The 22,486-nt window shown below is 37.8% G+C and carries 20 protein-coding genes; 17 read left to right on the top strand and 3 right to left on the bottom strand.

Annotated elements, in window-relative coordinates; translation table 11 throughout:
• The 10 genes from MNY27_RS00590 (at position 1) to MNY27_RS00635 (ending at position 10,259) form a co-directional block, all read left to right on the top strand.
• Positions 1–888, top strand: a complete 888-nt coding sequence (locus tag MNY27_RS00590; protein ID WP_152183555.1) for a polyprenyl synthetase family protein — start codon at positions 1–3, stop codon at positions 886–888.
• A complete protein-coding gene (gene hemA / locus MNY27_RS00595; RefSeq protein WP_346391740.1) occupies positions 888–2,168 on the top strand; it encodes a glutamyl-tRNA reductase in 1,281 nt (426 codons plus the stop codon). The genes MNY27_RS00590 and hemA overlap by 1 nt, the downstream gene beginning before the upstream one ends.
• Positions 2,169–2,171: 3 nt before the next feature.
• The gene (locus MNY27_RS00600; protein WP_346391741.1) at positions 2,172–3,875 is read left to right on the top strand and encodes a proline--tRNA ligase; all 1,704 of its coding nucleotides are present in this window, start codon (positions 2,172–2,174) and stop codon (positions 3,873–3,875) included.
• The gene (locus tag MNY27_RS00605) at positions 3,876–4,310 is read left to right on the top strand and encodes an FxsA family protein (protein WP_152183558.1); all 435 of its coding nucleotides are present in this window, start codon (positions 3,876–3,878) and stop codon (positions 4,308–4,310) included.
• Entirely contained in the window at positions 4,273–5,097 is an 825-nt protein-coding gene (locus MNY27_RS00610; protein ID WP_346391742.1) for a thioredoxin domain-containing protein, read from the top strand. Before MNY27_RS00605 ends, MNY27_RS00610 begins: the two co-directional genes overlap by 38 nt.
• On the top strand, positions 5,098–6,057 hold the full coding sequence (gene hemC, locus MNY27_RS00615) for a hydroxymethylbilane synthase (RefSeq protein ID WP_346391743.1): 960 nt from the start codon (positions 5,098–5,100) through the stop codon (positions 6,055–6,057).
• A 2-nt stretch (positions 6,058–6,059) separates the two neighbouring features.
• Positions 6,060–7,874 (top strand): menaquinone biosynthesis decarboxylase, encoded by a 1,815-nt coding sequence (locus tag MNY27_RS00620; RefSeq protein WP_346391744.1) that lies wholly within the window; start codon positions 6,060–6,062, stop codon positions 7,872–7,874.
• A gap of 98 nt (positions 7,875–7,972) precedes the next feature.
• Positions 7,973–8,308 (top strand): cytochrome C, encoded by a 336-nt coding sequence (locus tag MNY27_RS00625; protein ID WP_346391745.1) that lies wholly within the window; start codon positions 7,973–7,975, stop codon positions 8,306–8,308.
• Between the two features lie 95 nt (positions 8,309–8,403).
• On the top strand, positions 8,404–9,789 hold the full coding sequence (gene argH / locus MNY27_RS00630; protein ID WP_346391746.1) for an argininosuccinate lyase: 1,386 nt from the start codon (positions 8,404–8,406) through the stop codon (positions 9,787–9,789).
• A 5-nt stretch (positions 9,790–9,794) separates the two neighbouring features.
• Complete coding sequence (locus MNY27_RS00635) at positions 9,795–10,259, top strand: OsmC family protein (protein WP_152183564.1); 465 nt, start codon at positions 9,795–9,797, stop codon at positions 10,257–10,259.
• 12 nt (positions 10,260–10,271) lie between these two features.
• Here MNY27_RS00635 and MNY27_RS00640 read toward each other — a convergent pair whose 3' ends face one another.
• The gene (locus tag MNY27_RS00640) at positions 10,272–11,429 is read right to left on the bottom strand and encodes a murein transglycosylase domain-containing protein (protein WP_346391747.1); all 1,158 of its coding nucleotides are present in this window, start codon (positions 11,427–11,429) and stop codon (positions 10,272–10,274) included.
• A 4-nt stretch (positions 11,430–11,433) separates the two neighbouring features.
• Entirely contained in the window at positions 11,434–11,790 is a 357-nt protein-coding gene (locus tag MNY27_RS00645; RefSeq protein ID WP_152183566.1) for a histidine triad nucleotide-binding protein, read from the bottom strand.
• A 113-nt stretch (positions 11,791–11,903) separates the two neighbouring features.
• Here MNY27_RS00645 and pheS point away from each other — a divergent pair, with 113 nt between their 5' ends.
• The 7 genes from pheS to serA all read left to right on the top strand — a co-directional run bounded on the left by pheS (position 11,904) and on the right by serA (position 21,226).
• A complete protein-coding gene (pheS, locus tag MNY27_RS00650; RefSeq protein ID WP_152183567.1) occupies positions 11,904–12,896 on the top strand; it encodes a phenylalanine--tRNA ligase subunit alpha in 993 nt (330 codons plus the stop codon).
• On the top strand, positions 12,893–15,229 hold the full coding sequence (pheT, locus tag MNY27_RS00655; protein ID WP_346391748.1) for a phenylalanine--tRNA ligase subunit beta: 2,337 nt from the start codon (positions 12,893–12,895) through the stop codon (positions 15,227–15,229). Before pheS ends, pheT begins: the two co-directional genes overlap by 4 nt.
• Positions 15,229–16,512 carry a 3-phosphoshikimate 1-carboxyvinyltransferase gene (gene aroA / locus MNY27_RS00660; protein ID WP_346391749.1) on the top strand — a complete coding sequence of 428 codons (1,284 nt, stop codon included), beginning with the start codon at positions 15,229–15,231 and terminating at the stop codon, positions 16,510–16,512. The genes pheT and aroA overlap by 1 nt, the downstream gene beginning before the upstream one ends.
• The gene (locus tag MNY27_RS00665; RefSeq protein WP_346391750.1) at positions 16,509–17,339 is read left to right on the top strand and encodes a 4-hydroxy-3-methylbut-2-enyl diphosphate reductase; all 831 of its coding nucleotides are present in this window, start codon (positions 16,509–16,511) and stop codon (positions 17,337–17,339) included. The genes aroA and MNY27_RS00665 overlap by 4 nt, the downstream gene beginning before the upstream one ends.
• Positions 17,340–17,487: 148 nt before the next feature.
• On the top strand, positions 17,488–19,146 hold the full coding sequence (locus tag MNY27_RS00670; RefSeq protein WP_346391751.1) for a 30S ribosomal protein S1: 1,659 nt from the start codon (positions 17,488–17,490) through the stop codon (positions 19,144–19,146).
• 9 nt (positions 19,147–19,155) lie between these two features.
• Positions 19,156–19,638 (top strand): hypothetical protein, encoded by a 483-nt coding sequence (locus MNY27_RS00675; RefSeq protein WP_152183574.1) that lies wholly within the window; start codon positions 19,156–19,158, stop codon positions 19,636–19,638.
• A gap of 1 nt (position 19,639) precedes the next feature.
• On the top strand, positions 19,640–21,226 hold the full coding sequence (serA, locus tag MNY27_RS00680; RefSeq protein WP_346391752.1) for a phosphoglycerate dehydrogenase: 1,587 nt from the start codon (positions 19,640–19,642) through the stop codon (positions 21,224–21,226).
• Between the two features lie 153 nt (positions 21,227–21,379).
• Here serA and MNY27_RS00685 read toward each other — a convergent pair whose 3' ends face one another.
• Positions 21,380–22,168: an HNH endonuclease gene (locus tag MNY27_RS00685; protein ID WP_346391753.1), complete on the bottom strand. Its 789-nt coding sequence runs from the start codon at positions 22,166–22,168 to the stop codon at positions 21,380–21,382.
• Positions 22,169–22,486: the final 318 nt, after the last annotated feature.

The following is a 22,486-nucleotide window of genomic DNA, read 5'->3' on the forward strand; positions in this document are numbered from 1 at the left end:
ATGCAAAGAGTAGAAGCAGAATTAGCAAGATTGATTGAAGAGATAGACTATGATGAGGTAACGCGCCTTTTTAATAAACTAAGTGGCGGAAAAAGATTGCGTGCGAAACTAATACTAAAAATTGCAAAAGATGTAAAGGAAGCACCACTTTTAGCAGCTATCGTAGAGCTTATTCATGCTGCTTCACTCTTGCATGATGATGTAATTGATGATGCAGATACACGTCGTGGTGTAGCTTCCGTAAATGCAACTGATGGCAGTAAAACGGCTGTAATGCTTGGTGATATTCTCTATTCGAAAGCTTTTACAGAGCTAGTTAACTTTGACAAAGAGGTAGCTCGTACTATCGCAGCATCCGTTACAGCACTCTCTAAAGGTGAGATGATGGATGTGAAGATGGCAGAGGCATTTAACTCTGATGAAGCTGCATATCTCGATATGCTCTATCTTAAAACTGCTACACTTATTGAAGCTGCAGCCAAAGCCGCAGCACTCCTTGCAGGAAAAGATGCTGAGTCTCACGCACTCTATGGAAGAAACTTAGGTCTTTCATTCCAGATCATCGATGATATTTTAGACATCACTTCGGATGAGGCCACACTTGGAAAACCTGCGATGAATGACTATGTTGAAGGTAAATGTACACTGCCGTATATCTATCTTTATGAAACACTTGAGGGTAATGAAAAAGAGCGTCTTAAAGCTGCTCATGCAAAGAAGCTTGATGCAGATGAAAATGCATGGATAAAATCTAAAATGGATGAACATAAAACGATTGAGAAGTCATTTGGACTTGCAGTTGCACTCTCAAATGAAGCAAAAGAGGCTCTGCGTGAGGATGCAGAACTTGTCGGCATCTTAGATACCATGATACAAAGAAGTTACTAATGCACTATTTAACAGTCAGTCTATCACATAAAAACAGCGATATTGAGTTACGAGAAAAGTTTACATATACAGATGATGAGAAAGAGGGCTGCCTTAAACGTTTGGTGCAGTCACCTTCTATTAGTGAAGCGATGCTGCTTGCAACGTGTAACAGAATGGAGATCAGTGTTTGTTGTAGTGATATTGATGATGCATTGAACCATATTATGACACTGCTTACCTTTAAAGGTGGGCTCTCAGCCGAGTACTTAAAAGAGACGGCAGAGATCGTTGATGACAGTAGTGCAATTCATCACCTTTTTGCAGTGGCAAGTTCTATTGACTCTATGGTTGTCGGCGAGACACAGATAGCAGGGCAGCTTAAAGATGCTTTTCGTTTTGCACATGAAAAAGGTTATGCCGGTAAGAAGATGTCACGGGCACTCTCACACGCTTTTAAATGTGCTGCAAAAGTAAGAAACCATACAGATATCTCTTCCAAACCTGTCTCCGTTGCTTCTGTTGCAATCACACAGATAAAAGAACAGGTAAGTGAACTGCATACAAAAAAAGCACTTGTTATCGGTGTAGGTGAGATGAGTGAGATATGTGCAAAACATTTAGTTTCGGATGGAGTAGAGACATACATTACAAACAGAACAAAACAAAAGGCTGAAACACTTGCGCAAGAGTGCAGTGCAAAAGTGTATGATTTTGGAGATCTGCATAAGGCTGTAAATGAATTTGATATTATCTTTACCGCTACGAGTGCTTCATATCCTATCATTACCAATGAACTCATTGAAAATGTAGACTTTCAAAGATTTTGGTTTGATTTGGCGATTCCAAGAGATATCGATATAAACCAAAGAGATGATATCTATCTTTTTGTAGTTGATGATATTCAAGATATTGTTGAAGCAAATAGAGCTGAGAGAGAGCAGTATGTACGTCAGGCACACGGAATTGTAGGACGTAGTGTTGTTGAGTTCTTTGAATGGCTTGATGCACTCAATGTTGAGCCGATTATCAAAGAGATTTACAAAAAGGCAGACAAAGCGGTAGAGACGGAGACACAACGTGCTCTTAAAAAAGGATTTATTCCAAAAGAGTATGAAATGCAAGCTAAAAAGATGGCTCAACAGGCAATCAAGAGATTTTTGCATGATATGACAAAAAAGATGCGTGAAGCTTCCCATGAAGCAAAGAGTGATACGGTAACGGGTGCGATGCAGTACATCTTAAATGATGAACATGACAATATCCCAGACCAATACAAACACCATTTAAAAAAGGATTAGATTTTGAGAAGAAGCAGAGCATTTATTCCCACAACGAAAGAGGCACCGAATGATGCCTCACTTTCAAGTCACATCTTTTTAGCACGTGCTGGTTTTATCTCTCAAGTTGCAGCCGGACTTTATAACTATATGCCTTTGACAAAACGTGTTATAAAAAAGATAGAAAATATCATAAACGAAGAGATGGCAGCTGCAGGAGCACAAGAGGTTGAACTCTCTTTTGTAACACCTGCATCACTTTGGGCAGAGAGTGGAAGAATTGAGAAATTTGGAAAAGAACTTTTACGTTTTAAAGACAGAAAAGAGAATCTTTTTGTTTTAGGACCAACACATGAAGAGATGATGGTAGATTTGGTACGTAACCGTGTAACTTCGTATAAAAATCTGCCATTAAATCTTTACCAGATCAAGACAAAGTTCCGTGATGAAGCACGTCCAAGATTTGGTCTTATGCGTGGACGTGAGTTTATTATGAAAGATGGCTACAGTTTTCATGCAACGACAGAAGATTTGGACCGTGAATTTGATGCAATGGAAGCGGCATATAAAAAGATTCTTACGCGTTTAGGACTCGATTTTAGAGTCGTTGAGGCTGACAGTGGTGCTATTGGCGGGTCTGGTTCAAAAGAGCTGATGGTTTTAGCGGATAGTGGTGAAGATACAATAGCTGTTTGTTCAAAATGTGAATATGGTGCAAATATTGAAGCGGCAAAAAGAAGTGCAAGAGCAGTTATTCCTGAAGCACCTGAAGCAAATTTCAATAAATTTTTAACGCCGGATGTAAAAACAATCGATGAACTTGCAGAGTTTTTCAAGATTGACCCATACTATACTATCAAATGTATTGCAAAGCGTGTTGTCTATGAAGATGAGAGTGAGATTGTTCTTTTCTTTGTACGAGGATGTGACAACCTTCAAGAGGTAAAAGCACTGAATGCTACAGATGCACTCGATATTGTTGATGTAGATGAAGAGGAACTGCGTGAGATTGGTTTGGTCCCTGGTTTTATTGGGCCACTTGACCAAGACAAGGCAAAACATGTTATTGATGCTGACCTCAAAGATGCTGCAAATATGATCTGTGGTGCAAATGAGCAAGATTATCACTTTGTCGGTGTTGACTTGGGTATATTGAGTGATGTTGCTTATTTTGCTGAGATAGCAGAGGTAAATGAGGGTGATATCTGTCCACATTGTGATGGAGTGCTCTCTTTTACAAAGGGAATTGAAGTAGGGCATATCTTTAAACTGGGTACTACATACTCAGAGGCACTCAAAGCTGAGTTCTTAGATGAAAATGGAAAGTCTCAGCCTTTTATCATGGGGACGTACGGTATGGGAGTGAGTCGTTTGGTTGCTGCTGTAATCGAACAGCATCATGATGAACAGGGTTGTAAATGGACGAAAGCAACAGCACCATATATGGTAAACATTATGATCAGTAATATTAAAGATGAAGCTCAGGTAGAGTTGGGTGAAAAGCTTTATGGACAACTTCAAGAATCGGGTGTAGAAGTGATGCTCGATGATAGAAAAGAGCGCTTTGGTTTTAAAATGAAAGATGCAGAGCTGATAGGTTTTCCATACACTGTAATTATTGGCAAAGAGCTTGCAAATGGTGCGGTACAGATTTATGATCGCCAAACGACTGAGAAAACATTAGTGCCGTCAGATGATATCTATGCACAAATTATGGAACTTCTTTAGATGATCTATTTTATCATTTATCTTTTTTTAGAGGTTCTGGTCTCTGTTAATATTTCATCAGCGATTGGGGGCCTTGCTACATTTTTTGAGATACTTTTCACTGCATTTATAGGTATCTCTATTTTAGTAAACTTTAGAAATACACTTGTTGAAAATATGACGGCAGTATCATATAACTGCATTGACCTTGAGCAGTTTCAACGCTTAAATCTTTTTACACTCTTTGGTGCGATTTTACTTATTATCCCTGGATTTTTGACAGATATTGTAGGTATCTTGCTGCAGTTCAGTGCTTTTACGAGTATGATTGTTAACCGTTATAATGTAAAATCAAACAGATGCAATACCTCTTTTGAGGATGAAAATATAAATATAAAAAAGGATTCTGATGTCATTGATGTTGAAATTATTGAGCACGACACTACTCTTAAGTAGTTTTATCTATGCAAACAATGTAAGTGAGAAGATAGAAGACTTTTTAGACGATAAATTTATGGAAAACCCGAGACTGAAATCTGTTGATGTAACAGTCTCTGATGTAGTGCCTCTTAAGCAGTTAGAAGGCTGGAATGCTTATATAGTAGATGTTGAGGCCTATCTCAAGGCACAGCCCAAGAGACTCATTAAACAGAGAATGATATGGTTCTCTGATGGTCGCATCATTACAAAAGAGCTAACAGATATGCAAGGTGGAGGGAGTTTGACAGACTTGGTCAAACCACCATTTAAAGATGAATACTATAAAAAAGAGAATCTGCTCTTTGGAAATCCTGATGCAAAACACAAAGTTGCAATCTTTTCAGATCCGCTTTGTCCTTTTTGTAAAGGCTTTGTACCGGGTGCACTCGATTATATGAAAAAAGATCCGAAAAAATTTGCAGTCTACTACTATCACTTCCCACTAGAGCGTCTCCACCCGGCTTCTGTCCATTTGGTAAAAGCCGCAGCTGCAGCAGAATTTCAAGGGCATAAAAATGTCATTGAAAAGCTCTACCATGTGCAAATCAATCCGCAAGAGAGAGATGTGAAAAAGATTTTGAAAGCTTTTAACAAAGCAGTAGGAACAAAGCTTACGCCAAAAGACCTCAATACTTCAGTTGTTATCAAACAGGTTAATCGTGATCTGGATATTGCTAATGCTGTAATGGTAGGAGGCACACCTACGATCTATCTTGATGGAAAAGTAGACAATACAAAGAAAAAATATTTGAAAGTACAATAGATGAAAAAACTAAGAATTGCAACACGTGTATCAGACCTTGCTCTTTGGCAGGCATATCATATCAAAGCAAGAGTAGAAAAAGCTTATCCTGAGATAGAAGTAGAGCTGAACAAAATTGTCAGTAACGGTGATAAAGTCTTAGATAAACCACTCGCTCTCATTGGAGGTAAAGGTCACTTTACAAAAGAGCTTGAAGATGCGATGCTAAGAGGAGAGGCTGATATGGCTGTACACTCTCTTAAAGATGTACCTACATATATTCCGGAAGGTTTGGAGCTTGTAGCTGTAACCCAGCGTCAAGACCAAAGTGACGTTTTTCTCTCCCATAAATATGCATCTTTGGATGAGTTGCCACAAGGTGCAGTAGTTGGTACAACTTCACTTCGAAGAAGAATGCAACTCTTACAAGTTCGTCCTGATCTGAAGTTAAAAGATTTGCGTGGCAATGTCAATACACGTTTAAGAAAGCTCTCTGAAGGGCAGTATGATGCAATCATTTTGGCTTTTATCGGTTTGAATCGTCTTGATCTGCTTAAAGACATTCCACATGTTCAAAAGCTTTCTCTTGATATGATGATACCACCTATGGGACAGGCTGCACTTGGTATTGAGATAGTGCAGGGTAATGAGAAACTGCATGAGATAGCCATGATGCTCAATGATGAAACCACACATCTCTGTACACAGATTGAACGTGATTTTATCGCCAAGATAGGAGCAGGATGTTCTGCACCCGTTGCCTGTAACGCTGTAAGAGATGGAGAGAATATTGTCTTTCGTACAATGCTCGGCTTTCCTGATGCTTCAAAGATTATGCAAGAGCGAGCAGTTGTTCCTGTAAATGAGAGTGCAAATCTTGGTGTAGAGATGGCAGAGCTGATGATAGCAAACGGTGCACTTGAACTGCTTGCAGAGGCTGAAAAAACAGCCTTTAAAGATGAAATGCCACAAAGGTTATAACAGTGAAAAAAACGATCAATCTTTTAAAAAAGCATAATGAACTCAGAACTATAGACGAAGAGCTTGATATCTATCTTGAGATTCCACATATTGCCTATGCAGAAGTAAAAAAAGAGGATGGCGGTAAGGCAATTCTTTTTACAAATGTCATTGATAAAAAAACGGGGACAAAGTTTGAAGAGCCGGTGTTGATGAATGTGTTTGGTTCCTACAAGCGTTGTGAACTTCTTTTTGGCAGAACGATAGAATTTGTTGCTGATGAGATTACAAAACTGCTTCATATGAAACCGCCTGCAGGAATAATGGAAAAAATTTCGATGGCAAGTGAACTTTTTTCACTTAAAAATATTTTCCCTAAACGTCTTAAGGGTGAGGGAGAGTGCCAACAGATAAAATATCTTGATGATGAAGTTGACCTTTACAAAATGCCTGTTCTGACAACATGGGAACAAGATGGCGGACCATTTATCACTATGGGACAGGTCTATACACAGAGTCTTGATGGTGCAATGGTAAATCTTGGAATGTACAGACTGCAGGTTTATGATAAAAATCATTTGGGAATGCACTGGCAGATTCATAAAGACTCTTCGCACTTTTTTGATCAGTACCAAAAAGCAGGTAAGAAGATGCCTGTATCTATCGCTATCGGTGGTAACCCGCTTTATACATGGTGTGCAACTGCACCACTTCCTTATGGTGTTAATGAACTGCTTATGTATGGACTTATCACAAAAACTCCTGCACAACTTGTAAAGTCACTCACTACACCACTTTATATTCCTAAAGATGTTGATTATGTCATAGAGGGCTGGGTTGATCCGAGTGAACTCAAAATTGAAGGTCCTTTTGGTGATCATACTGGGTATTATACTTTGGAAGAGCCATACCCTGTGATGAAAGTATCTGCTATTACAATGAAAAAAGAGCGTACATTTTTGGCAACTGTTGTAGGAAAACCACCTTTGGAAGACAAATATATGGGTTGGGCAACAGGAAAGATTTTTTTTCCGCTTTTAAAGACTACTACACCGGATCTGCTTGATTATCATATGCCGGAAAATGCAGGTTTTCATAATCTAATTCTTGCTAAGATGCAGCCACTCTATAAAGGGCATGCAAAACAGTTCATGCACGCCTTTTGGGGTGCTGGACAGATGAGTTTTGTAAAGCATGCCATCTTCGTTGATGAGAATGCTCCAAAGCTGGAGAACTATGAAGTATTTGCGACTTATGTACTTGATAGATTTACCCCAAAATCTATGTTTATCACTGAAGGAATACTCGATGCACTTGACCACTCTTCTCCAGAGACATTAGTTGGAGGTAAACTTGGAATTGATGCGACCGCAGCAAACAGTGTAGAAGCTCCACAGCTTTTAGGTGATGCTGAGCTTTTAGAAAAAGTAAAAGAACTGATTCCTGATGTAGTTGATCTGCATCAGTTTATGCGTCGAACAAAAAATCCTATCACTGTTATAGCTGTAGAGAAGAGTAAGAATGTTAGAGAGTATTTTGATGCACTCCTTTCGCTCTCTCCACATATGCGTATCGTTGTTTTTGTGGATGCAAAGAAAAATGATGTTCGTAATGCATATATGCTTGTGTGGCGTGTTACAAACAACATTGATGCTGGGCGTGATATTTTTGTCTCAGGTTTGCTTGTAGGCGTGGATGGTACGAACAAAAATGCGCTTGACGGTTTTACAAGAGAATGGCCGGATGATGTTGACTGTACGCAGGAAGTTGTAGATAATTTAAAGACAAAAGGTGTTTGGGACTTTGATGATACACTTTTTAAGAAGTTTCAATTATAGAACTTTTTTTTATTTTGAAATCAAATTATCGTGATATAAGGAAAATATAATTATTTCTAATGTAATATGAAGTTAAATTTTTAGGGGATACAATAGCGATGGTTAAATTTTTACTTATACTGATTTCACTTACGGTTTTATCGTTAAGTACCGCAGATGCAGCAATTTATAAAGGTCAAAGAGTCTTTATCAAAAAATGTCTCAAGTGTCATGAATCAGGACAGAATTTTGTTGCAAAATACAAGATGAAACAGTGGAAAAAGTGGATGAAGAAAAAAGGGAAACCGCTTGCTGAACTTCATCTGAAAAACAAAAAAGCAAAAAAATCTTGGAAATATTTTAAAAGTAGAAAATATGTTAAAAAATCCAAACATTTAAAACAATTTTTAATTGAATATGCAAAAGATAGCGGAAACGTACCTGCATGTAATTAAAAAGAGTGAAGTTTTTTACTTCACGCTCTCTTCTCCTTTGTAAAATCTCTCTTTTTCGATAAAATATCAAACTTTTTAATCCTAAGGATATAATAATGGAAAAAATGTGGTCAGGCCGTTTTAGTGCGGGTGCTTCAAATCTTTTAGATGAGTTTAATGCTTCAATCATGTATGATAGAAAACTCTATCGTGAAGATATCGAAGGTTCACTAGCACATGCACAGATGCTCGCAAAACAGGGTATCCTCACGCAAGAGGAGCTTAAACAGATTCAAGATGGTCTCGCTCAAGTAAAAAAAGAGATAGAGTCAGGGGAGTTTGAGTGGAAGATATCTGATGAAGATCTGCATATGGGTATTGAGAAACGTCTCACGCAGATCATTGGTGACACAGGTAAAAAGCTCCATACTGCAAGAAGTAGAAATGATCAGGTAGCAGTTGATTTTCGCCGTTATGTTCTCAGAAAAAACAGTGAAATTGCAGAGGCTATCAAAGCACTTATGCAAGAGATATTGGTTGTGGCAGAGAAACATACAGATACTCTCATCCCTGGAATGACACATCTCCAACATGCGCAACCGATTAACTTTGGTTTCCATTTAGGTGCATATCTGTCAATGTTCAAACGTGATATCGAGCGATTTGAGAGCTCACGTGAGAGAAATAATGTCTCTCCGCTTGGATGTGCAGCACTTGCAGGAACACCGCATAATGTTGACCGTGAGTATACTGCAGAGCTTTTAGGTTTTGATAGTGTCAGTGTGAACTGTTTGGATACGGTTAGTGACAGAGATTTCGCTCTGGAAATTCTCTTTAACATCTCTACAATGATGATGCATATCTCACGATTATCAGAAGAGCTTGTAATGTGGAGCAGTTATGAGTTTGGTTTTATTGAGCTCTCAGATGAGTACTCAACAGGAAGCTCAATCATGCCACAAAAGAAAAACCCGGATGTACCGGAACTTTTACGTGGGAAAACTGGTCGTGTCTATGGCGCACTTGTAGGGCTTTTAACGGTTATGAAAGGTCTGCCACTGGCATACAATAAAGATACGCAAGAGGATAAAGAGGGTGTCTTTGATGCAGTGGAGACTGCTGAGATTTCCTTGGAGATTTTAAAAGAAGCAATCAAGACCATGCAGGTAAAAGCAGATAATATGGAAAATGCCTGTGCAATAGGGCATTTGAGTGCTACAGACCTGGCTGATTATCTGGTTGAGAAATGCAACATTCCTTTCCGTGAGGCACACTTTATTACAGGTCGTGCAGTAGCAAAAGGTGAAGAGCTTGGTGTGGATCTCTCAAAAATAGAATTTAAATATTTAAAAGAGATAGATGAACGTATCAATGAAGATGTTATGGAGTATCTTGGACTTCGCCACTCTATGAATGCAAGAACATCACAGGGTGGAACGGCACAAGAGAGAACAAAAGAACAGCTACAATATTTTAAAAATTATCTACAAAACAAGGAGTAAGTGATATGAAAGTAACGATTACACATAAAGATGCGATGAAATTTGAGGCAAAGACGGAAAAGTCAAGTTTTATTATTGACTGTCCTACCATTTCACCGGTAGAGTATTTTCTCTCAGGAATCATTACCTGTAGTGCTACAGATATTGTACTACTTCCAAAAAATCAAGGTTTCAGTGTAACTGATTTGGTAGTAGAGGGTGATGCAACACGTGCAGAAGATCATCCAAGAAAGTTCGTGAAACTCCATCTTGATTATTCATTTAACTCTGATGGTGATGATGTTCAGGCAGCTCGTTGGGTTGCGGCTTCAATTGAGACATACTGTTCAACTATCAATACTATTCGTGATACAACAGAAATCAGTTACTCTGTAAAACACAATGGTAAGATGATTCGCGAAAATGAGAAAGTTATCAGTGGCGGTGGCAGTAATATCGATCTTGGTGAGATCGATGCTTGTTGTAGTTAGAGAGATAACTCTCTAACTCTCATAAATCTTCTTATAGAGCTTCATTCTTTTTCTTACTTTCATCAAATATCTTTTCGCTTCACTGTAACGTAAATCCTTCAGTAGTCTTGTATAGACTTCCTCAGGTGTAAGTCTGTTTATCATTTGTGCTGCTCTGTAGGTATCATTTGTCCCTACAAATGCACGAGCTACGTTTCCTGCACCGGTATTATACGCTGCTATAGTACAGTAGAGACGGCTTGTCGGGTTTTTGATGTGATGAAGATATTTATAATAAAGAACATGCAAATATGCAGAGCCCATTTTTATGTTGTTCTTGGAGTTGTAGAGATAGGAACTCCCTACAAGACGTTTCTTTTTATAAAGATGATAGTAAGCGTCAATTCCGGCAGTACGGGGTACGATTTGCATCAACCCGTATGCAGGTACGTAAGAGCGTGCCATCGGATTGAAACTACTCTCTGAATGTATAATGGCAAAAACCAAAGCAAGTGGAATCTGTTGTCTTGTTGCTTCTCGTTTTACATCCTCATAGTAGATAAATGAGCGCTTGATTGTTGCATCTTTTGGAAGAGAAATAGTAAGCGTATAGACTTTGTCTGTTTTGATTTTTGAACTTTTTTGTATTTGAATTTTCTCTGGCGTGATATTGTGTTTCACAAAGTGATAGAGACTTTTTTTTGTCGGTTGTTCTTTAAAAAAAATGGGTGCTAAAACAGGTTCAGCATCAATTTTTGGTGTTGCTATTTTATGAGATGCTTCTATCTTTGCTAGTTGCTGCTCAAACTCATCGTTGTTATAAAAATCTTCTGTATTAAAAGTGACAGCCTGTACCAAAGCTAAAGAGAGTTTTTGCTCTGCTTCTTGAGTCTCTTTTGCCAATGTTTCAATAGTGAGTCTGTTATGTCCAAAATCTATGATAGTACGACTTTTTTTGTCTTTTGCATAGGAGACGAGTTTTTTCTTGCTCGTCATTATTGGTTTTTTCCAATATTTCTCTAACTCTTTGATGTAGGAGCTAAAAGCTTTTTGCTGGGCTTTTTTGTAGTCTGAAAACTGTGATTTTTCTTGCGTAAAATTGCTTTTTTGAGATTTTTTATAGGAGTCAAAAGAGGATATAGCAGATGCACACGATATAAGGAGTGCAGATGCTACGAATGTTTTAAACATTGTGTTATATGAAGTCTTTTGGGTCTGCATCACTGAAGTGACCCCATTTAAGTTTTGCCCCTCCAAGGATATGAAAATGGAGGTGTTTTACCTCTTGACCACCATTTTCACCGACATTTGTAATGATTCTGTATCCGCTCTCATCTATTTTTGTCTCACGTGCTACTTCTTGAATGAATGTTGTCATTCCTGCCATCGTCTCTGGTGTTACTTCATTAAAACTCTCAACGTGAATTTTTAGAATAGCCAAAATATGTACAGGTGCCTTTGGATTAATGTCATGAAATGCTAAAAAATTCTCATCTTCTGCAATGATATTTGCAGGTATCTCTTTGTTGACTATCTTACAAAATAAACACATATTATTTTCCTTCTTTTTTGACTTATTGTAGCACATAATACGCTAAATGAAGCTGTTTATAAATTATATTTGCTATAATCTCTCTAAAATTTTACAATTATGGAGACTCTCAATTGAAAGAGTGGTACGATAAAATAAACGAAGCAACAAGCATTGATGCATTAGAAGAGATACGTATTGCACTGTTTGGAAAGAAAGGTGTCTTGGCAGCTGAGTTCGCTAAGATGAAAGATGTTCCAAATGAGCAAAAAGCGCAATTTGCAAAAGATCTCAATGCACACAAACAAAACCTGATGAATGAATTTACAGCGAAGAAAATAGTGCTTGAAACTGAAGCACTTAAAGAGGCTATGAAAGCAGAAGCTATTGATGTCTCTATGTTTAGCACTTCTTCATCAGCAGGAGCACTGCATCCGGTAATGGAGACGATGGACAGAATCGTAGAGTACTTCTCATCAATGAACTTTGCAGTAAAAACCGGAAAAATGGTAGAGGATGACTTTCACAATTTTGAAGCACTGAATCTTCCAAAATACCATCCGGCACGTGATATGCAAGATACTTTTTACTTTAAAGATGAGATGCTTCTTCGCACGCATACCTCTCCTGTACAAATCAGAACGATGCTTGAGACGAAACCGCCTATTCGTATGATAGCTCCAGGTGCCGTATTTCGTCGTGATTATGACCTTACGCATACACCGATGTTTCACCAGATTGAAGGGCTTTTGGTTGATGAGGCCGGAAAAGTCTCTTTTGCAAATCTGAAGTTTATTTTAGAGGACTTTTTGAAGTATATGTTCGGTGATGTGGCTGTACGTTTTCGCCCGTCGTTCTTTCCGTTCACAGAGCCTTCTGCCGAAGTAGATATCTCTTGTGTCTTTTGTAAAGGTGAGGGGTGTCGTGTATGTTCACATACGGGCTGGCTTGAAGTACTTGGATGCGGAATCGTTGACCCTAATGTATTTGAAGCGGTTAATTATAAAGATGTCAGCGGTTATGCATTTGGTCTTGGAGTAGAGAGATTTGCAATGCTGATTCATCAGATTGGAGACCTTCGTTCACTGTTTGAAGGCGATATTAAATTACTGGAGCAATTTCAATGATAGTTACAAGATCTTGGTTACAAGAGTGGATAGACCTTGAGGGAATTTCTACAGAAGATATTGCGAAAACATTTAATGCCATTGGTTTAGAAGTAGATCGTGTTCATGAGTACAGAGTTCCTAAAAAGATAGTTTTCGGAAAAGTTTTAGAATGTGAAAAACATCCGGATGCCGATAAGCTCAATGTTTGTAAAGTAGATATCGGCAGTGCAACACGTCAGATTGTTTGTGGAGCTTCAAATGTTCGTGCAGGACTCACTGTTGCCGTTGCAACAATCGGTGCTGAAATGCCAAACGGGATGGCTATCAAACCTGTAAAACTGCGTGGAGTTGACTCTGAGGGGATGATATGTTCTTCTTCTGAGTTAGGTTTGCCTGATACAGGTAATGGAATTATGGAGCTTGACAGCAGCATTGGAAAGTTTGAACTTGGACAGGAAGTCAATCAAAATCCTTTCTTTAATGATGATTTAATCGAGATAGAACTTACTGCAAACAGAGGAGACTGTCTGAGTATTCGTGGTGTTGCACGTGACCTTTCAGCTGCATTTGACAGACCGGTAAAAGAGTACACGGTAACTGATAATGACGAAAAAAGAGGTATTGGACGTATACTCTCACTAGTACATGAAAAAGATTTGGATGTAAATCTTCGCTACAAAGCACTGGATTTAAAAGAGCTCACACTGCCGTTTATTGTAAAACTCAGACTTGCGCAAATCGAAGAGAGCAGAGCATGTGATGTAGAGTCTATGATGCTCTATGTAACACACTCTACGGGAGTAATACTCAGAGCATACAGACATAACTTTTTTGCACATGATGATGAGAAGATGGGCAAAGTGATTCTTGGAGAAGATGAACATGGTTTTGCATGTATTGAAAATGAGCAAAAAGAGATCGCATCCATTGTTGGAATCATCCAAAAAGAAGAGTCGAAGATGAAAGAGGGCAGTGGTACTGTCGTTCTTGAAGCCTCTTACATTCCACCGGACATTATCTCGAAAAAGATGGCAGAGTCTAAGATAGAATCAGGTCCGATGTTTTATAAAACCTCACGTGGAAGTGAGCCTGAACTCGAAGCTGGACTCTCTTACTGTATTGATTTGATTGAGGAGTATTCGAACTCTACTACTTTCAGCGGTACGGTAGAGCTCTCTAAATCATTCAAAGAGAAGATTGTCACAGTGACAAAACAGGAAATCGACGAGATTATCGGTGCGGAGATTGACAAAAGTGTTATTGCCAAGATACTTAAAAACTTAGGTTTTGACACATCAAAATCTTCAACGGACAACTTTGTCATTACCGTACCACAGTTCCGTCATGATATTGTCAATAAACAAGATATCGTGGAAGAGATTGTAAGAATGGTCGGGATTGATAATATCCCTTCAAAACCCTTCTTACTCCAAGAGGCAAACAGACTCGAAGATAACTACTTTGCTTATAAAAAACGCTCTGTATACAGAAAAAAAGCGGCACAAAGCGGATTTTTTGAATCAGTACACTTTGTATTTGATGAGAAAAAAGTGTTGGAATCTTATGGGTTTAAAACAACAAAAGATGAACTTGAACTTTTAAATCCGATCGTTCAAACACTCGATACTTTACGTCCTACACTTTTAACAGGACTATTAAAGGCAGCTTCACAAAATGTAAAAAATGGTTATGCATCTGTAAAACTCTTTGAAGTTGGTTCTGTTTTCTCACCGACAAGAGAAGAGACGCTCAAAGCTGCATTTCTTTTCAGTGGCCAAAGAGAGAATGAATCACTGAGTAATACAGGAAAACCTGCAAAAGTTGATTTTGCAGGTTTTGTTCAAAAGATTGCAGATATTATCGGTGATGTAGTACTGCGTGAGCATACGACAGAGCATAAACTTTCACACATCTACCAGTGTGCTGCAGTAGTACAAAATGGTGAAGTGATCGGTGAGCTCTTTAGAGTACATCCGGAAGTAGAAAAAGCGTATGATTTAGATATGACATTTATGTGTGAACTTGATTTTGACAAGTTAAGCTATGAGCTCAAAACAGCTCAGAAAAGATCAAAATATCAGGCATCTTTTAGAGATTTAAGTCTCATTATGCCAAAAGATATGCCGTATGAAAAAGTAAAAGAGATAATAGAAACATCAAAAATACCTAACTTAGTTCGTTTTTATCCGGTTGATAAATATACAGATGAAACACTTGGTGAAAATATGAGTCTCTCTATCCGTTTTGTTCTGCAGTCAGTTGCAAAAACTCTTGAAGAAGAAGAAATAACAAATGTAATGGAAACGATTTTAGAACAGTTAGGTTCTCAACTAGGTATAGGATTAAGATAATGAGCAGTGTTGTTGTCACTTCAGCTAAAAATTTTGCACTGAGTATCTCAGAGATCGCACCCGATAAATCCATTTCGCACAGAAGTGTAATGTTCGCAATGCTTGCAGACGGAGTGAGTGAAATTGAGAACTTTTTACGTGCTGAAGATACCTTAAACTCTTTGGAAATCGTTAAAAATCTCGGTGCAAAAGTTGAAGATGACGGCAAAACCATTAAAATATCTTCTGATGGTATCAAAGAGCCATTTGAGATTTTAGATTGTGGAAACTCGGGAACGGGAATGCGTCTTTTCTGCGGGCTTTTAAGCTCAGCTGAGGGACATTTTGTCCTAACAGGAGACAAGTATCTGCGTCGTCGTCCGATGAAGCGTGTAACGGCTCCACTTATCAGCATCGGTGCAAAGATTGACGGGCGTGAGCATGGTGATTTGGCACCGCTCTCTATTCGCGGTGCATCACTGAAGGCTTTTGATTATGAGTCTAAAATTGCATCAGCTCAAGTGAAGTCGTGTATGATCTTAGCAGCACTGAGAGCCGATGGTGTTTGTAGCTATACAGAACCGGAACTCTCACGTGACCATACGGAGAGAATGCTGCGTGGAATGGGTGCAAAGATTGAAGTAGATGGACTAAAAACTACTGTTACACCGCTTGAGGGCTTACTTTTACCTCTTAAAATAAGAGTACCTGCTGACCCATCTTCTGCATTTTTCTTTGCAGTTGCCGCTGCTATTACTCCGGGAAGTGAAGTAACACTCGAAGGTGTAACGCTCAATCCTACGCGTATAGAGGCTTTTAAAGCACTCGAACGTATGGGTGCAGATATCTCTTATGAACTGCGTGATAACAAGTATGAACCAGTTGGAAATATTAAAGTAAAACATGCTCCTTTACATGGTATTGTAATAGAGGATAATATCTCTTGGCTTATTGATGAACTTCCTGCTTTAAGTATCGCTATGGCATGTGCTGAGGGTGAGAGTCTTGTTAAAAACGCCGAAGAGTTACGTGTTAAAGAGTCTGACAGAATTGCAACGGTAGTCGAAGGACTTCGTGCTTGTGGTATTGAAGTGCATGAGTACAAAGATGGTTATAGAATTGTCGGTGGTGAGCTAAAATCAGCAGAGGTTGAGAGTGATGGAGACCATAGAATAGCTATGAGCTTTATTATCGCGGGACTTCGTTGTGGCATGAAAGTAACTGACCTAGAGTGTATCAATACCTCTTTTCCAAACTTTTTTGAACTCTTGCAAAAGATTACAGATGTGGAGTTTGCAAAATGAAAATAGAACTTGCTGAGAGTTATGGTTTTTGTTTTGGGGTAAAGCGTGCGATTAAGATTGCAGAAGAGAATAGAAATGCGGCAACCTATGGACCGCTTATTCATAACTCCAAAGAGATAGCAAGACTCGACAGTGACTACAAAGTAGGGCTTGTTGAGGATTTTACAACATTCCAGCCAGGTGACAAGGCGATTGTAAGAACGCATGGAATAGTCAAAGATGAGCTTAAAGCTTTAAAAGAGAGCGGTGTTGATGTTGTTGATGCAACCTGTCCCTTTGTGACAAAACCCCAAGAGATCGCTCAAGAGATGAGTGAAGCAGGGTACAGTGTCGTTATCTTTGGCGATGAGAAGCATCCGGAGATAAAAGGGGTGAAATCATACGCTACACATGGTGCAACCGTTGTTACGGAAGTAGAAGATTTAGAAGATTTAAAACTCCATGAACGTATCGCTTTGATTGCCCAGACAACGAGAAAAGTTGAAGACTATATGAAGATAGCAAACTATCTTATTCCTCGTTATAAAGAGGTACGTGTCTTTAACACTATTTGTAATGCGACCTTTGAAAATCAGGATGCCGCGAGAAAGCTCTCTAAGCGTGCCGATGTGATGATAATCATCGGTGGAAAAAATTCTTCAAATACAAAGCAGCTTTTTAACATAGCCCATGAAAACTGTCCCGATTCGTATCATATCGAAGATGAAAATGAGATAGATATGTCATGGTTTGAAGGCAAAGAGCTATGTGGTATCTCAGCCGGGGCTTCCACACCTGACTGGATTATCCAAAATGTTGTGGATGCCATTCAAAAAGGTGTCAATTAAAGAGCTTTTTCTCTTTTAAAGATTTCTTGTTTTCATAGAAAACATGGAAACAGGAAAAGCTAAATTCTCCAAAACTTCCCAAGTTTAATACCAATATAATCATATTTTAGTTATAATCACGCAATTTTTATGTAACAGAGGATAGGCAATGGCGTTCGATAACGAATCATTTGAAGAAGAAGAAAATTTTGCAGAGATGTTTGCTGCAAGCGAAAAACAACAAGAGACAAGCCGTATAGTAGAAGGCGAAATAGTAGAGATTCAGGCTGATGATAACAGAGCATTAGTAGGTGTAGGTGATAAACTAGAAGGTATTATCAATTTAGATGAGATCTGTGATGAGAACGGTGAACTGAAATTTGGTACTGGTGATAAAATCAAAGTAATGATTATGGGATACTACAATGAGCGTCCTAAAATCTCTTACAAAAAAGTGTTAGAGCAAGAGAAAACTATTGAGTTTATTGATGCACACAAAGAAGATTTTGAAAACTTAGTAATCGAAGGTGTTATTACAAAGAAAAACCGTGGTGGTTATGTAGTAGAAGCTGATGCAGTCTCTTTCTTTATGCCACGTTCACTTGCTGCTTTTAAAGACAGTGATGATGTAGTAGGTCGTAAGATCAAAGCACAGGTTGTTAAAATTGACCCGGAAGAGAACTCAATCATCGTTTCTCGTAGAAAACTTTTCAACGAAGAGCGTAAGAAGAAAAAAGAGATCATCGATCAACTTATGGCAGAAGATGTTGTAGTTGAAGGTGTTATCAAGAAAATCACTTCATACGGTATGTTTGTTGATGTTGGTGGTGTTGATGGACTTGTTCACTATAACGAGATCTCTTATAAAGGGCCGGTTAATCCGTCAAAACTTTATAACGAAGGTGATCCGGTAACTGTAAAAGCTATCTCTTATGATAAAGATAAGCGTCACCTTTCACTCTCTATCAAAGCAGTTCATCCAGATCCATGGGCTGAAGTAGAGTCTGAGCTTGATGAAGGTGATACTATCACTGTAACTGTTTCAAACATTGAAAACTACGGTGCATTTGTAGATTTAGGAAACGACATCGAAGGTTTCTTACATATCTCAGAAATTACTTGGAACAAAAATGTTAAAAATCCGGGTGACTATTTAGAAGTAGGTCAAGAGATTGATGTTGAAGTAATCGAGATTAACCCTAAAACTCATAAACTTCGTGTATCATTAAAAAGACTTCTTCCAAAACCATTTGATGAGTTCTTGAAGAAATATAACGAAGGTGATATCGTAACTGGTACAGTTACATCACTGACTGACTTTGGTGCATTTGTTCGCATCGATGGTGTTGAAGGTCTTTTACATAACCAAGATATCTCTTGGGACAAAAATACAAAAGCAAAAGATGTACTGAAATCTGGTGAAGAGGTTGAAGTAAAAATTGCTAAAATCAATGAGCAAGACCAAAAGATCTCTTTAAACAGAAAAACTCTTTTAGAGTCTCCTGTTGATCAATTTGCTAAAACACACAAAGTAAACTCTATCGTAAAAGGTACTATCCGTGATATTAAAGACTTCGGTGTATTTGTATCTTTAGAAGATGGTGTTGACGCGTTAATCCGTGATGAAGATTTAGCTCCACTGAACAAAGAGGAGTTAGAGTCAGGTCAAGAGATAGAAGCAGCAGTTGCTAACATCGATACTCGTCGTGATCGTATCCGTCTTTCTGTTAAAAAATTAGATTACATTAAAAATCAAGCAATGCTTGAAGAGATTAATGATAATGAGTCACACTCTTTAGGTGACTTAATCAAAGATAAGTTTAAATAAGAACTTTTCATGCAAAAGATTATGAAATGGTTTGCTCCTCTCTTAGCACTGGGAGTTGCCATCTTCATAACTATTTTTCTTGTCTCTATCAACTCTGAAGAGGTTTTGATAGAGAGTGAACCACTCAAACTAAAGAGCGAAGAAATCACACCAAAGTCAAAAGAGAAGATTTGGCTCAATCATCTGTCACAAACACAGAAAAAAGGGTACTTTTATCCTGTAAATGAAGTGTATGTAGAAGTTGATCTAAATGAAAAAATAACTAAAACTATTACCTATAAATTATCAGCAGTATTGAAAGACCCATATCAACTCTTTTGTCTTAAAGAAGAGCTCAAACGCCATGGACTTAAATACTTCTTAAAAAAAGATAAGCAGGGTGTAGAATTACTTATTTATTCAAAAAATATTGGTAAATTACACTCCTTAGTTAATGTACTGAAAAATTATAAAATCTTGGCACAAATCAAGCCATATAAAGAGGAATATTAAAATGCAAAAATATACAGTAGTCGTATGTGACCATATTCATGAAGCGGGTCTAAAAATGCTTCAAGATGATGAATCTATCAACTTTGTTATGGCAGCAGATGTTGATAAAAAAGAGCTTGTTGAAAAAATCATTCCAACTGCAGATGTTGCTATCACAAGAAGTTCAACAGATGTTGATGCTTTTTTCATTGAACATGCTACAAACCTAAAAGCAATCGTTCGTGCTGGTGTTGGTGTCGATAATGTTGACATCCCAGGATGTTCTAAAAAAGGTATCATCGTTATGAACGTACCGACTGCAAACACAATCGCTGCAGTTGAACTTACTATGACACATATGCTCTCTTGTATGAGAATGTTCCCATACTCTCATGACCATCTCAAAAACCAAAGAATCTGGAAACGAGAGAAGTGGTACGGGTATGAGCTTAAGGGTAAAAAACTTGGTGTTATTGGTTTTGGTAACATTGGTAGTCGTGTTGCGAAACGTGCAAAAGCATTTGAGATGGATATCGTAGCATATGACCCATATATCAACCCATCTAAAGTAACTGACCTTGATATGACATATACAAAGAACTTTGATGATATCTTAGCGTGTGATGTTATTACGATTCATACTCCTAAAAACAAAGAGACTATCGGTATCATCGGTGCAGAAGAGATTGCTAAGATGAAAGACGGTGTGGTTCTTGTAAACTGTGCCAGAGGTGATTTGTATAATGAAGATGCACTCTATGATGGGCTTAAAAGCGGAAAAATCCGTTTTGCAGGGATAGATGTTTTTGGTAAAGAGCCGGCAATCAATAACAAGCTTTTGGATTTGGACAATATTGTCGTATCTCCGCACTTAGGTGCAAATACATACGAGTCTCAGTACAACATCGGTACACAGGCTGCAGAGAATGCAATCGCAGCTGCAAAAGGCATCGCATATCCAAATGCAATGAACTTACCGATTGATGAGAGTAAAATTCCTCCATTTGTAAAGCCATTCTTAGAGATGGGACAAAAAATAGGTTTTATGGCTTCTCAGATTAACAAGTCTAAAATCGTCTCTATCAAAGTTGGCGGTAACGGAGAGATAGGTAACTATGTTGATTCACTTGCTACTTTTGTAACAGTTGGAGCTATGAGCCACTCATCTGAGACTATCAACTATGTAAATGCTGACTTTGTTGCAAAAGAGAAAGGTATTGAGGTTGAGGCTGAAAACCTTGGTGACTCTATCGTATACAAAAACCTTATTACGGTAAAACTGACTACAAATGAGGGTACTACGACTATTTCTGCTACTATCTTTGATGATGGTGTTCAGCGTATTGTATCAATTGATGGTTTTGATAATGAGGTAGCAATTAAAGGTGATATGATTCTCTTTAAAAACTCTGATGTACCAGGTGTAATCGGAAGTGTTGGAACAATTTTAGCAAACAATAATGTTAACATCTCAGATTTCTCACTTGCTCGTAGTGCAAATAAAGAAGCACTGGCAGTTATTCTTGTAGATACTGCAGTAAGTGACAAAACACTTGAAGAGTTAGCTTCACTTGAAGCTTGTAAAAGCGTAAGCTACGCTCGTTTATAAGTCTTTTAACTACTTCTTTTATAGGAGTAGTTAAATATATCCCCTGAAAAAGCAATTACTTAGTAATTGGTGAAAAATCTGTAAATATTTTTTTTAACGACTGAGTATAGCCAATAAATTGCCGCTAGGTAATTTATTGGCTACTCTGTTTTGTTATGAGTCTCTGTTAATAATATCTTTGAGTTCTTCTAATCTGTATGCAGGTACTTTTTTATGTAGCATTGCATGACAATTTGGGCAAACCGGTATTAAATCTTTGATTGGATTAACTTTGTACTCTTGATTAATTTCAGATAATGGCTTAATATGATGCACATGTATAAAGTTTTTTCCAATTTCTCCAAAGTTCTTTTCAAAATTAAATTTACAGATATTACAATTATATCCGTAATGTTCCAAACAAACTTTTCTTGCTTTAGGGTCTCTCTCATAAAAATTTACTGTAACTCTCTTTTTTGCACCTTCAAAAAGTCCATTATCATTAATATCATCAGGGTAAATTATTGAACTATTTTGTGTTAAATATTTAAAACTTCTTTCCATCCGCACTTTATTGTTTTTTTCTTTGATGCTAACAACTTCTTCATTAGGGTAGATGTGAAGCTTCCAATGCTCAAAAGCTCTCTCATTGTAAGTCATGTTTTCAGCTGTAAGGTAAATCTTTAATGTTTCATAATCAGTATAGAACACTTCACCATTAGTTAATCTAAAAATTATTAATGCCACATCAAAATCATCTAAAATATTTTTTTGAATTAGAGTAAAATCAACTAAACCTTTTTCACTAGCATTTAAACTACTTTCAGGAGTAACTATTGCAATTGATTGAGAGTCACTTGTCTCACCTGTAAAAATTATTCTTTTCCGTGGGTAAACTAATAGTGAAGCATTAGTTTTATCTTCTATATCACTAACAATGGACTTAATACTTATGGCACTCAATTAAATTCCTTTTGACTCATAACGGGGGCGCGGGTGAGTGACTGCCATTTTCAAACATTTATGTTTTCAAATGGTTGTTCGCTCCTCCCGCTTGTTGTCTTGCGCTTTGCGACAGATGACTAGCGGGTGTTCAACCCGCGCCCCCGTTGTCCGGTCGCGAAGCGAGCGGACAACTATTTATTAACAAACATTTTATCCAAAACAGTTAGTTATTTCAAATAAACAAACACACTTTTTGTATTTTATTGTTGAAAATATGACAAATAGCAATTATTTCTTATAAATCTAAAGAAAAAGCATAGAATACTTAAAATTATA

Origin of the sequence: Sulfurimonas sp. NWX79 (assembly GCF_039667035.1) — a bacterium.
GTDB lineage: Bacteria > Campylobacterota > Campylobacteria > Campylobacterales > Sulfurimonadaceae > Sulfurimonas > Sulfurimonas indica.